This window comes from Vagococcus sp. WN80Y, from assembly GCF_059621045.1.
In genome coordinates, this window is sequence record NZ_JCAQHY010000170.1 from 108,420 (window position 1) to 121,009 (window position 12,590).

Genomic DNA, 12,590 nt, shown 5'->3' on the forward strand with positions numbered 1-12,590 from the left:
TCTGCCTATCCTTTCTGTCTTGACTTATGCGTGACGGCGTTTTTTATCAATTGAAATAGCCACTGTACCAACTGTAATCGCCCCTAAAGCTAACACGATCATAATCGTTGTGCCTGTGCCCCCTGTAAACGGCAAGTCCGTTTTGGTTTTATTCTCCACATCCACCACTAAATTCTCATGCGTATCTAGTTTAACTGTGACTTTCACCGGTGTTTTTAGTAACTCATAGCCCTCTGGTGATTTCGTTTCAACTACCCAGTAATCTTTTGAAATAGCCGTCTTTTCCCAAGTCGCTTCACTTGGAATGCTTGGATCTTGTTGCCCATTGCCATTAGAATCGGTAAACCAATCTAATTTCAACCCGTTGAACTCTGCTTTACCACTTGCATCACTTGTTGATTTCAAGAACTCTACACCTGTTGGTAAGGCGGGATCTGCTGAACCATCCTCTTTTAAGGTATAGCTTTTACCATCGGAGGCTAAAAATTTCTTCGCTTTGGCATCCGCTTCTGATTCCGCAATATAAAATTCTGCTCCCGCAAGTGTTTTGTCGCCTTTTTCGTTCACCTTGTTTAACTTAAAACCACCATCATAAAATTCAGGTTTATCACTGGTAGTGTCCATTGGTTTTTGACCCGGAATTAAATACTTAACATTGTATTCATTATCAATCGTCCCATTAAAATCTTTCTCAACAGTGACTTTATACACCACTCTAATATGAGTATCCTTATCAACGGTCACTTTCTTCATACCTGCTTGTGTTAAATCGACTGTGACTGTCTTTTTATCTCCTGCTGTCATATTAGTGACAGGATTTGGTGCTGCCACTTCTGAACCATTCAGTGACACTTTATAATCGGTTCCTTGAGCTATTGGTGTCCATGTCGTGCCATCAGTCGTCACTTCTACCACAACATCTTCTAATAGTAATTGTGTATTAAGATCATCTGTCACAGTAAAGTAATCTGCAAACAACTCATACGGTGCTTCTGGACTCGCTGTAATTGGTAAATCTGGCAGAGAATTCCCGTCTTTATCGTAACGATTGATGATGGTCATGTCTTTTGTGATCTCATTGTATAGGCCACTTGGCAACTTCGTAGTAGCTTCCCACTGGAATGAGTTCCCCGCTTGAATTGAGAAGCCTTTACCACCCTCAACAGTTTTATCTAATGTCACATCTGTAACAATGTTTTTAGGGTAGACATTCACATCGTAAACAAGCTTCCCTGTATCCTTACGACTTGTTTGTGGCACCCAAGCAAAGAATGGCGCCATAGGTGAGGCAACTTTCAAGCCTGTTTCACCTGTCTCAGGATCGGTATACGTGTAATCCCCACTAGCATCTGGTACTTCTCGAACTAAATAAATCCCATCGGCATCTTTCTTATTAGCTAGGCCTTCACTAAGATCAAAAACCAAACTACCATCTGCGGCTGTCACGCCTGTTTTAGCTGTAAAAGCTGGATCGATTGTATAATCAGTTCCCACTTCTTGTTTGGTCGGATCAGTTAAAGACGCACCGGCTACAGGGATGACCTTCACCACTTCAAACTTAACGTCTTGCATCACTTTTTTTCCAGTTAAATCTGGCGCTGTCTCGCCGTCGCCTCTTTCGCCTAGTTCAGATGTATTATTGATTTCATATTTCCATAAGGTCAATGTACGATCACTTGTTTCATCTGACACAGGGTTACTACTAATCACTTTAGATGATTCTACTGCATGTGCCATTGGCGTATCAATGACTAGAGCGCCTCCTACACTTGCTAAAAATGTGGTTGATACCACCAAACATCCGATTACTTTACTTTTATAAGACTTCATTCCATTATTCCCACTTTCCCACTTGTTTTTAACTAATTATATTGTTACTTAAAACTACTTTACCCGCTATTGTCGGCCTCACCTCCTTATCGTTAATCACTTAACAATCGGCTAGTTTTTATACAAACTGACTTCATTAACTACCTAGTCAGGTATGCCTTAATTATGACCGTTTCCCATTAACATACTTGTGAACCGTTCCAAGAGAAACTCCACAACTGTCCGCTATTTCACGTAAGGTCATATTCTTTTTTTCAAATAAAAATACCATCTTGTTTATCACCTCCTCATTGACACGAGGACGGCCCGTAATTCGACCTTCTGATTTTGCTTTTTCAATACTCACTCTAATTAGGTGGCTTCGATGTTTTTCTTCCATATCAAGTACTTTAATGACATCTGAATAAAAAGTGGTCGATATATTAGTATCTAACTTATCTCCGATGCTAATAAGTCGAATATTTTTAGAACGAAGCTCTGTTAATAATTGCTTGAATCCACTCGTCCCTTTCGCGAACACTCGTAAATCATAAATTAGAATCTGATCCTCTGTTTCAAGACTCTCAAATAACTTCAGCAATTCTATTTCTTGATTAAAGTCAGTTTCTTCAATGAAAACCCCCGCGCACTTCGTTTGTGTTAAAACCTCTAGTTGTTCAAGCGTCGTAACTGGATAATCCTTTCTAATATACACATAAGTAGCCATCTGCTCTTCTCCTTTCCATAGTAAAGTTCGATCAAACACACATCCGTTTCCTCTTTACACAAAAGAGTTTACGAACTAGTACACCGTTCTAAAAGTCGTTTTATCATGACCTTTTCTCTTTCTAGTGATTCCCAAAAACTATAGTTAGTGGGAAACACAACAAAAACGCCAAAAAAAAAATATTTCTAAAAGATAAAACCCGTCACTGAGGGCTTTTGCCTTTTAAAAATATTTTTATAACGTGCATTTATTGTTATTTTCAAAAACTATAGTTTATAGTAATGCTATAATGATGTCAATAAAAATTTAATACTTTTTTTTTGAACAGCTTAATTTTTTTAGCAACTCATTAAAAAACCTTGATTTAAAGGGGGATAGTCAAGCTATTTTTTTTTCATCCCTTATTTTCTCATTCATTATTCCTCATGCTAAACGACTAGAAAGAGAAAAAAAGTTCATTTCTCTTTCTAGTCGTTTAGCATTTATAGATCGTTTATCGAAAAATAACTAATTTTTTGTAAGGAGACAAAAAACATGACTACCATAGGCTATATGCGCGTTAGTACTCATCAACAAAAATTTGACTCTCAGTTGCGTGCTATTGAGAGCTACGGAGTTGATATTCTTTTTAAAGAACATGAAAGTGGAAGAAAACCAGATAGAACTGAACTAGACAAAGCCATTTCTGCATTAAAACCTGGTGATACCTTTGTTATTTTCAAATTAGATCGACTGGCACGGTCAACAAAACAGCTGTTAACACTCGTTGAATGGTTTGGCCAACAGCAAATAAACTTTGTCAGCATTCAAAATAATATTGATACTTCAACCCCAATGGGACGATTTTTCTTTACTATTATGAGCGCTTTTGCAGAAATGGAAGCTGAATTAATTCGCGAGCGAGTCTTAGCTGGCCTAGAAGCTGCCAAGGAAAATGGACAGCAGCTTGGACGCCCTATTCGGAAAAAGCAAGTTGATCGAGCACTTGCTATGTACCAATCAACCAGCTTACCTGTAAAAGATATCGCTACGATGTGTGATGTCTCTGTGACCAATATTTACTATCACTTACGCCAAAAAGATATCCCGCTTAGACAAAAATAACCTTTCCTCTCTATGTGAATGCATTTATAAGAATGATCACATTTAATAAGATAAGCCACTCACTTGAATTCGTAATAGCTACTATCAAATTGTTTTTTTTAAGTTATTTGCCACAGGTTAGCAGTTGACTCCCTCAAAAAAAAGTGTATTACACGGGCTATTTTAATCCATAGATGAGGAACAATATCACATTAACGAACCTAACTTATTATTAAGCATCAAAACATTCTAATCCAACTTACGTAATCAAAGCCTCCAGTGAGAACTGGAGGTTTGCTCTGCGGCTGAAAGTCTCTATTGCCGGCCTGGCCTAAAAGGTCCTCTGAGCGGTCTCTCTTTTGCACCACATTGACGCACTGATTCTAAAGAATCTCTTTCTTATTTTTTCTCCTGTAAACAGATCATACTCTTCAAATAATGTCAGTTGATCTGTTACATAATCCTCTTGTATTTGATTTCTTATGTAGTCTTCAATTTGCTTTCTGTTTCGTCCTACAGTGTCCGCATAATAACCACGACACCAAAATTTCCGATTACCATATCTATATTTTAGTTCAGCATGACGATTAAAAATCATTAGACTACTTTTCTATTTGACGTAACTCTCGTAATATTTTTCCTATACTCGACTTTTATTTTCCGTATATTATCTGTCTTCTGTATTTCGGCGCGAACACGATATGATACTTACATTTCCATGTTGTGTGTGATAAACTTTGATTGTCCATATTCATTATAGGACCTCCTTAAAATGATTAGTTTGCGGTCGGGAAACCAAGTCTAGTTTATCATTTTAAGGGGGTTTTTTATACATCGCTTGAAGCTCTCCTGAACCTCAGGCATAGCCAGAGATTTTCAAAACATATAAAAAAGACCTGCATTAATTGATAAATCAATACCAGGTCCACAATCAAAATAATAAAAAAGAGGCTTTTACTCATTTTATTGATTTACTATCAACGTTAACTTATTTTTTTTGCCAAAGCAAGACATCCCATAATGCCAGCATTGTTACCCAGCTTCGGAGTCACTAAGTAGTCATCTAATTCAGGGTAAGAAACATACGCCTTCATTTTTTCTTCGAACCTCGCTCTAACTCGTTGAATCATGTGCTCTTGTTGCATCACTCCGCCACCAAACACAATGATTTCTGGTGCTAATATCAACGTTATGTTATAAGCACATTGAGCAATGTAATCGGCTTCTATTTGCCAATATGCATGATCCTCTGCTAATTCTTGCCCCTTAATCCCTAGACGTTTCTCAATGGCTGGACCTGATGCCATACCTTCTAAACAGTTTTTATGAAATGAACAAGCCCCTTCAAAAGAATCATCTTTATAAGGCTCGATTAACATATGTCCCATCTCTGAATGAGAAAAACCTTGAATTAATTTCCCCTCCTGAATCGCACCGCCGCCAATGCCAGTTCCTATTGTAAAATAAACCAGACTCTCTTTACCAATCCCGTTCCCATGGCGGTATTCTCCATAAGCTGCAGCATTTACATCAGTTGTCCAAGCAATCGGGATTGCAAAATGTTGCTTCAACATACCAACAAAATCGAATTGTTGCCAAGCTAACTTAGGAGTTGATGTGATATAGCCGTATTCTTCAGATTTTCTATTAACATTAATAGGGCCAAATGCCCCCACACCTATTACCTCTAATTCAACTTCGTAAGTCTTAAAAAAAGAAATAACTTGTTTCATTGTCTCTTCTGGAGTCGTCGTCTTAAAGCTTTTCTTCTCTATAATTGTTAAAGCCTCATCAGATACTGCACAAACAAACTTTGTTCCGCCTGCTTCAATTCCACCAAACATCATTTCCACCTCCTAATCTATCGTGATATCATAAATCACTAATTGTTTAATTAACGCTTTTCCATTAGAAGTCACTTCTAATATCTCTGAAAAATCTTCTTCAAAAAAAGTAGTTGATAGTGCTTGACCATCATGAGTAAAGACTTCAATAGAAGACGTATCACCATAGATGTCTAAAACTAATTGATTATCAATCAAAGGGACCACGACTGCTCTTTTATTTAGGAGAGGTTTTTCAGCTCCTGTTATCAAATAACCTATTTTTTCTCTATTTATTTCTAATAAAGACGTTTCCTTATCATAACTAATTTCAAAATAAGTCTCTTCGTTTTTTCCGTAGTAAAGGTTTATTTTCGTTGCTTCCATTAAATCAATTGCTACCGTAAATCGATTTCTTTGAGAGATAGTTTCTTTTAAAAGAGAGCTTTTCGTAAGCAATTGATTTTCTAACCTATTTCTTTCTCTTAACTGATCTTTAGAAAATTCTACTGGTTCTTGTTTTAGAACATTATTTTCTAAAGATAACTTTCTCGGTAAAGTCATTGAGCCTGCCCACCCATGTTTTAGTTCATTGGTCGGCATATTACGATCCCACATCTGCATCCAAGCAACCAAGAAATGCTCTCCTTTATCATTAAAGCAGGTTTGTGGCGCATAAAAATCCAAGCCACTATCAATCTCATGGTAATTTTCTACTACTAATTTTCCAGTGGACCACTCAATATTACCGATAAATGCAACCGTAGAACTCCTATTAGCATATTTATTACCTTCCACCGGCATCTGAATAGGAGACATAATGAGAATGTCTTTTCCATCAATCTGAAATAAATCTGGACATTCCCACATAATCCCTTGACTCTTATCGCCTTCTAATAAAATCGAATAAAAATCCCAAGTGTTCATATCTTCTGATTTGAACATTAAAATTTGCCCGCGAGAATCTTCCGTTTGAGAAGCAACTAACATAAAATAATTAGTGTCTCTCTTAAAAACTTTAGGATCTCGAAAATCTTCATAAGAAGCAATACCAGTAATATGGGATTCATCTACAAGTGGATTACTAGCAGATTTTTCAAAATGAAGACCATCTTCTGAAACAGCCATACACTGGACTTCTCTTTTTAATTCATCATTTTCTACATGTCCTGTATAAAACAAATACAATTTATCATTTTCAACTAAAGCTGTTCCAGAAAAACAGCCATCAATATCATAGGCTTCACTTGGCGCAAGGGCAACTGGTAACTGTTCCCAGTTAATTAAATCTTTGGATTTTGCATGTCCCCAATGCATGGGTCCCCAAACACTGTCGTAAGGATAAAATTGATAAAATAAATGGTAGTCCTCCTGAAAATAAACAAACCCATTTGGATCGTTAATCCAGCCCACTGGCCCCATTAAATGGTAGTGATTTCGAAAGGTTGGATTAACTGTTGCTCGGTTTGTTAAAATAAATTGATTGGCTTTTTTTAATACCGTCATTTTTTAGTCTCCTGATTATTTTATTCCTGTTCCTGACCCTCCTAGGCCTTGAACAATGTATTTCTGAGCAGCTATATAAACTATAATTAGAGGAAGGGTGGAGATAGTTAATACAGCCATCACTTGATTAATATAAACTGGTTGAGTCGTGTTGATCGCTGTAATTGCAACTTGCATAGAGAATTTACTTTTATCTGTTAAAACCATCAATGGCCAAATGTAGTCATTCCAACTGCCAATAAAAGATAAAACCCCAACTGTTGCAATCGCTGGTTTTGACATAGGTAACATAATTCTAAAAAAGATTTGCAAAATACTCGCACCATCTAATTTAGCAGATTCTATTATTTCTTCTGGTATCGCAATAAAAAAATTTCTAAACAAATAGATGTTAAACGCACTAGCAATTCCAGGAAGAATAACACCCAATCGATTATTCACTAACCCTAACTTTGTAATAATGGTAAACTGAGGAATTAAGACTGTCTCCATTGGGATAATTAATAAAGCTAGTAGCAAACCAAATAGGATCTTTTTACCCGAAAAATTGATTTTAGCAAAAGCAAAGCCAGCTAATGAGTTCACTAAAACTGACCCAAAAGCAAACGTCAGTCCATAAAATAAACTATTAAGCAAATAGGTTCCTATACTAAATCGGCTGACAACTTCTTGGTAAGTCTTAAACCAATTTGCTGGATTTAAACTAGGTAAAAAGGCTTTAAATGTCGTCAAGTTATTAAAGACATCTGCTTCTGGTTTCATAGAAGAAACAATCATCCAAATCATTGGAAACAGAAACAACATCGCTAGTAAAATAAGGAGGACGTACTCTACAATCGTCCATACTTTTTTTTTTTTCCCCATTAGTCTTGCTCCTCCTTCACTAGTTTTCTTTGTCCTAAAGTAATTAACCCGATTAAGGTTGTAAAGATCAAAGCAATCGAACTCGAATACCCTACTAAGCGATCAGTAAAACCTGTTTGATAGATGTAATAAACCATCGTCATGGTTGAATTCATCGGTCCACCTTGGGTCATAACCATTGGCTGAACAATTAGTTTGAAAGCAGATATCAGTGTTGTAAGAAAAACAAAAATAGTCGTTGGCTTTAACAAAGGTAACGTAATATACCAAAACTGTTGGAATTTAGAAAATCCATCAATATCCGCTGCTTCATAAACATCCTGAGGAATATTTTGCATCCCTCCTAAAAGGAGCAGCATCTGGTACCCAGCCCCTTGCCAAGCTGAAACAAAAACAATGGTATACATAGCTTGCTTAGGACTCGTTAGAAAAGGCAATGAATCAAGGCCTACTTTATTCAGTAAGGCATTAATTAACCCTTCATTTTGATTTAGTAGATACAACCATAAAATGGAGATAACAACTAATGACATGACAACTGGTGCAAAGAAAGCAACTTTAAAAAAGATATTTCCCTTTCTCTGTTTGTTAATCAACAGTGCCATCCCAAGCGCAGCTCCTAACTGCACGGGAATAATCCAAACAACAAATTTGGCAGTATTAAAAATACTCTTAATAAAGATGGGGTCTCCTACTAGACGTTTGAAATTCTCTAATCCTACGAACTGCCGAGCATCTGGCGTTAATAAATAATAATCCGTAAAGGAGTAATAAAACACCATACCCACCGGCACAAGTAAAAAAATCGTTAGCAATATAAGTGCCGGGGACAAGAAACTATATCCTAGTAAATTATCTTTTAAAGTTGGCTTTGATTTCATATCTTTCCCTTCCCTAAAGACTATCAAAGCGATAGCCTTTACTTTTTATTTAAGTGAACTATCGATTGCTTGTTGCATTTCTTTTGTTCGTGTTTCCAAAACCTTAGACACATCAGGATTTTCTTCAAAATAAGAAATATCTTGAACCGCTTGTTGGAACGCTCTTGATACTTGTGGGTAAGCAACAACGACCGGTCTTGCTTGTCCAGACAGTTGATTTTGCTCCATTAACATTCTCATGCCATCATTTACCTCGTCTTTAATCAGCTCAATTGTTGAATTTCTAATGGGCAATACACTGTTACCTAAACTAATAATTTTGCTTGATTCTGTGTTAGTTGCAAATTTAATAAAAGCAGCAGAAGCTTCTTTCTCTTCTGTTTTAGTGGTCATACCTAATTGCCAACTTCCTGTTGGTGAAACTAATTTTTTCGTTTTATCTGAAACTGGATAAGGTAAAATACCGTAGTCAACATCTTTGTAGTTTTCCTCTAAATCCGCCATAGTCCAAGAACCACTCAGGTACATTGGGTATTTCTCAGTTTCAAATCCTTTTTCAATTGGTGAAATCGGCACATAATCATTTTTCACTAAACTTTGAATAAACTCAAAAGCTTCAACTGTTTCTTTAGAATTAAAATAGCCTTCTGCTTTAGTTCCATCCTCATTTACAACATTACCATCATTTGACCAAATAATTGGTGTATAGCCATACGTTAGCATTTCATCATTATTAGCAATTTGCATATCAAAAACAGGTGCATCATATTTTTGGTATAGCTTTGCAGCAATATCACTAAATTCTGTCCAAGTCCAAGGTTTCTCTAACGTTGGAATTTCATCCTCTTTAACGCCTGCTTCTTTAAACATTTTTTTATTATAGTAAATCCCTACATTTGACTCAGAAAAACCAAAGGCATACATTTTGCCATCATATGTTCCCTGTTGCTTAATACTGTCTAGCACATCATCCATATCAGCATCCTCTAAAAATTCATCTAATGGGGCAAGAACGTTGGAATGAGCATAGGCTGCCGTATTAGGACCATCTAAAGTAATAACATCTGGTAAACTGTTTGTTGAAATAGCAGCATTTACTTTATCTTCGTATCCACCACCACTACCACTTCTCGGGATATACTCTGTTGTTGCTTTAAATTTCCCTTCGTATTCTTTATTGAAATTTTCCACAACCTCTTGCCATGCTTTTCCTTCTGAAGTTTCATCAGAAAACTGTACCCAAACTTTAATATCTCCTGGATTCTTAGTTGCTTTTTTCTCACCGTTGCCACATCCAGAAATTAGCCCCAACGTTAAAATACTTGCTGCAATAAACCCGATTACTTTGTTTTTCATTGTTATTCCCCTTTCTTTTTTTGAAACGTTTCCAGTTTATTTTTATTTAGAAACGCCTCCGAAAAATGGAAACGTTTCTAATTTGTGATTACAGATTACCACGCTTTTTTTTACTTGTCAATTACTTTTGTTGTGCCACCTTCTCTGAAAAGAACTGGTAAAACGTCTCGCTTAGGTTCCTGTTGATTTAGCACCATATCTAATAACGTTTCGACTGAAGACATCGCCATATCTTCAATCGGTTGAACGATTGTTGATAATAAATAAGCCTTTTCTTCAGCAATTCTAACACCATCAAATCCAATGATTTGATAGTCATCTGGAGCGTTTCTTTTTAGCTTCTCCATAACTTTCATCACATCTAAAGCCATAAAATCATTAATTGTAAAAATCCCATCAATCGCCATATTATCGGTCATAAACACTTCTAATTGCTCAGCCAAATCATCGATTGGTTCTGGCATTACTAAGCTTGTTACCTTCACATCATTATTGCGACACTCACTAAAAAAACCTTCTTTTCTATTATTTGTTTCATTCGGATAAGGTGAAGTTCCTCCGATATAAGCCAAATTTTTGCAACCCCGTCTAATTAGTTCCTGAGCTGCCATTTGACCACCTAAAAAATTATCTGCTGTAACATATGATATTTGCTCTGAGAAATGGCGATCGATACTAACAAAAGGAATATTTGAAGACACATACTTGTCGATATCTGAGTAAGTAATCCCTATAATCCCATCAACTTTGCTTTGTTTAACCATCTCAATGTATTCTTTTTCTTTTTGAGGATTTCCATCTGCATTACAAATAAGTAGCTTATAATTTCTTTTACTTAATGTATTTTCTATATAGTAGGCAAATTCCGAAAAGAAAGGATGCCAAATCGTTGGTATAATAAGGGCTACCGTATTAGTTCGATTCGTTTTTAACCCTCTGGCATATTCATCTGGCACATAATCTAGTTCTTTAATGGCAGCTAAAATTTTCTCTTTTGTTACTTCTTTAACTTTCACACCATTTATCACTCTTGAAACGCTCCCAACTCCAACTCCTGCAAGGGATGCCACGTCTTTCATCGTTGCTTTCATATTTAAACCTCTCAATCTTGTTTTCTCTCTATTTTACCATTTTTTTGAAACGATTCCAATATATTGTTTTTTATAAACGCAATATCTCTTTTTTCACCATACTATTTTTAAAAGTTTTTTTCAACTTTTCATGTTGTCACATATGAGAGTATAACCTTATGCTCAACTGAGGTTAATATCCATTCCTTCTAAAACCCAACTCACTTTCATATCTTCAATTTATTTTTCTCCTAAATTGATTCTCAGCCCTCATATGATCACTCATTTTTACAAACGCATTACAATACATTGCGTTGCATCCCTCCTGACATGCAAGAAAATATCAATTTTTTGCAACAAAACAAAAAAAGAAAGAAAAAAAGTTGATCAGATGATATTCTAAGTTCAGATAAGAAAACAACTGTATAAATGAAAGGGAGTTTTATTAATGAAAAATGGAAAAAAAATGGAACAGAAAGTTTACCAAATATTAGGGAGTATTTGGGGGTGTATCGCTTCATGCTATTTCATGATCCAATTCGCTTTTAATGGAACAGAAGGCATAACAAAGAATATTGAGTCATTTTCTTCATTTAGTATACTATTTGGTGTTGTGATCACGATTGCTTCTTTAATCATGTATATAAAAAAACAATTTACGACATTCAAATCTTAGTTCTACTAACATCAAAATTATTGGTTTTTGACTGACGATAAAAACTTATACAACAAGCTTGAAGCCCTCTTATTCCAAAAGGGTTTCTTTGCCGATTCTTGTCAGGATCAAATCACTATAAACTTACGATTTATGAGACAGTTAAAATTCAATAGAAAAAATTAATTAAAATAATCGATAATTGTGTCAAAACTTATCTCGAAAACCACACGTCATTAACCACCATTCACGACACAATAGTGATAGCATGAATTATACTTATCGTTACGCTAGAATTAGTACACGATCCCAAGAATTAAATAGACAACTTGACATATTAAATTAAGATGAGTGTAGTAAGATATTCACTGAGAAAATCAGTAGAACAAAATTAAACAGACCAGAATCGAATCAATTAAAAAGTGGCGTTCGTGAAGATGATACTAGCCGATATACAGTAATTGAAGTAGAGAAATGGTTAGAAGACATCCTATAGTCATTTCATGCTTCGTTGAAAATCAGAAGAAAAACTAAATTAGCTTAATTGCCTCTACTAACATGTGTCATGTATCCAAGATATTGGATTTAAGTCAATATCTTGGACGCTTTTTGGGAGACTTTTTTGAAAAATGTCACTTTGAGAGTGTGCCATCGTTTCCCATCCCCCTCAAGCCCAAATCGCTTGACCGCTATGGAAAGCGATGACGAATGATACTCATGACTTTTTCGCAAAAAAATGGTAGGGGTGAAAGATCTAAGCTACTTGTTTAGCACGGTCCTCCATTTCTTGGGGCGTTAAATAGTTAATACTTCCAT

Annotated in this window: 10 protein-coding genes and 2 pseudogenes; 2 read left to right on the forward strand and 10 right to left on the reverse strand. The window is 35.8% G+C overall.

The genetic code is table 11. From position 1 onward, the window contains the following. Positions 1-24: 24 nt before the first annotated feature. Both AC5KOD_RS18290 and AC5KOD_RS18295 read right to left on the reverse strand, forming a co-directional pair. Positions 25-1,830, reverse strand: a complete 1,806-nt coding sequence (locus AC5KOD_RS18290; RefSeq protein WP_496916032.1) for a SpaH/EbpB family LPXTG-anchored major pilin — start codon at positions 1,828-1,830, stop codon at positions 25-27. A 163-nt stretch (positions 1,831-1,993) separates the two neighbouring features. After that, a complete protein-coding gene (locus AC5KOD_RS18295; RefSeq protein ID WP_496916033.1) occupies positions 1,994-2,536 on the reverse strand; it encodes a serine integrase family protein in 543 nt (180 codons plus the stop codon). A gap of 534 nt (positions 2,537-3,070) precedes the next feature. On the opposite strand from AC5KOD_RS18295, the gene AC5KOD_RS18300 reads away from it, so the two are divergent. After that, entirely contained in the window at positions 3,071-3,640 is a 570-nt protein-coding gene (locus AC5KOD_RS18300; protein WP_496916034.1) for a recombinase family protein, read from the forward strand. 310 nt (positions 3,641-3,950) lie between these two features. On the opposite strand, the pseudogene AC5KOD_RS18305 reads toward AC5KOD_RS18300, so the two are convergent. From AC5KOD_RS18305 to AC5KOD_RS18340, 8 genes and pseudogenes are all read right to left on the reverse strand, one after another. Beyond that, a pseudogene (locus tag AC5KOD_RS18305) lies at positions 3,951-4,229 on the reverse strand (transposase); the annotation flags it as partial. Between the two features lie 46 nt (positions 4,230-4,275). After that, a pseudogene (locus tag AC5KOD_RS18310) lies at positions 4,276-4,374 on the reverse strand (transposase); the annotation flags it as partial. A 228-nt stretch (positions 4,375-4,602) separates the two neighbouring features. After that, positions 4,603-5,466, reverse strand: a complete 864-nt coding sequence (locus tag AC5KOD_RS18315) for an ROK family protein (protein ID WP_496916035.1) — start codon at positions 5,464-5,466, stop codon at positions 4,603-4,605. 9 nt (positions 5,467-5,475) lie between these two features. Beyond that, positions 5,476-6,948 (reverse strand): glycoside hydrolase family 32 protein, encoded by a 1,473-nt coding sequence (locus AC5KOD_RS18320; protein ID WP_496916036.1) that lies wholly within the window; start codon positions 6,946-6,948, stop codon positions 5,476-5,478. 15 nt (positions 6,949-6,963) lie between these two features. After that, positions 6,964-7,812, reverse strand: a complete 849-nt coding sequence (locus AC5KOD_RS18325) for a carbohydrate ABC transporter permease (protein WP_496916037.1) — start codon at positions 7,810-7,812, stop codon at positions 6,964-6,966. Next, positions 7,812-8,693: a carbohydrate ABC transporter permease gene (locus AC5KOD_RS18330; RefSeq protein ID WP_496916038.1), complete on the reverse strand. Its 882-nt coding sequence runs from the start codon at positions 8,691-8,693 to the stop codon at positions 7,812-7,814. The genes AC5KOD_RS18325 and AC5KOD_RS18330 overlap by 1 nt, the downstream gene beginning before the upstream one ends. Positions 8,694-8,738: 45 nt before the next feature. After that, on the reverse strand, positions 8,739-10,049 hold the full coding sequence (locus AC5KOD_RS18335; RefSeq protein WP_496916039.1) for an ABC transporter substrate-binding protein: 1,311 nt from the start codon (positions 10,047-10,049) through the stop codon (positions 8,739-8,741). 110 nt (positions 10,050-10,159) lie between these two features. Further along, the gene (locus AC5KOD_RS18340; protein WP_496916040.1) at positions 10,160-11,140 is read right to left on the reverse strand and encodes a LacI family DNA-binding transcriptional regulator; all 981 of its coding nucleotides are present in this window, start codon (positions 11,138-11,140) and stop codon (positions 10,160-10,162) included. Between the two features lie 427 nt (positions 11,141-11,567). On the opposite strand from AC5KOD_RS18340, the gene AC5KOD_RS18345 reads away from it, so the two are divergent. Further along, positions 11,568-11,795: a hypothetical protein gene (locus AC5KOD_RS18345; protein ID WP_496916041.1), complete on the forward strand. Its 228-nt coding sequence runs from the start codon at positions 11,568-11,570 to the stop codon at positions 11,793-11,795. Positions 11,796-12,590: the final 795 nt, after the last annotated feature.

Coding starts and splice junctions, on each gene's coding strand:
- AC5KOD_RS18315 (WP_496916035.1), bottom strand. CDS start 5,466: ATGATGTTTGGTGGAATTGAAGCAGGCGGAACAAAGTTTGTTTGTGCA.
- AC5KOD_RS18345 (WP_496916041.1), top strand. CDS start 11,568: ATGAAAAATGGAAAAAAAATGGAACAGAAAGTTTACCAAATATTAGGG.
- AC5KOD_RS18325 (WP_496916037.1), bottom strand. CDS start 7,812: ATGGGGAAAAAAAAAAAAGTATGGACGATTGTAGAGTACGTCCTCCTT.
- AC5KOD_RS18335 (WP_496916039.1), bottom strand. CDS start 10,049: ATGAAAAACAAAGTAATCGGGTTTATTGCAGCAAGTATTTTAACGTTG.
- AC5KOD_RS18300 (WP_496916034.1), top strand. CDS start 3,071: ATGACTACCATAGGCTATATGCGCGTTAGTACTCATCAACAAAAATTT.
- AC5KOD_RS18320 (WP_496916036.1), bottom strand. CDS start 6,948: ATGACGGTATTAAAAAAAGCCAATCAATTTATTTTAACAAACCGAGCA.
- AC5KOD_RS18295 (WP_496916033.1), bottom strand. CDS start 2,536: ATGGCTACTTATGTGTATATTAGAAAGGATTATCCAGTTACGACGCTT.
- AC5KOD_RS18290 (WP_496916032.1), bottom strand. CDS start 1,830: ATGAAGTCTTATAAAAGTAAAGTAATCGGATGTTTGGTGGTATCAACC.
- AC5KOD_RS18330 (WP_496916038.1), bottom strand. CDS start 8,693: ATGAAATCAAAGCCAACTTTAAAAGATAATTTACTAGGATATAGTTTC.
- AC5KOD_RS18340 (WP_496916040.1), bottom strand. CDS start 11,140: ATGAAAGCAACGATGAAAGACGTGGCATCCCTTGCAGGAGTTGGAGTT.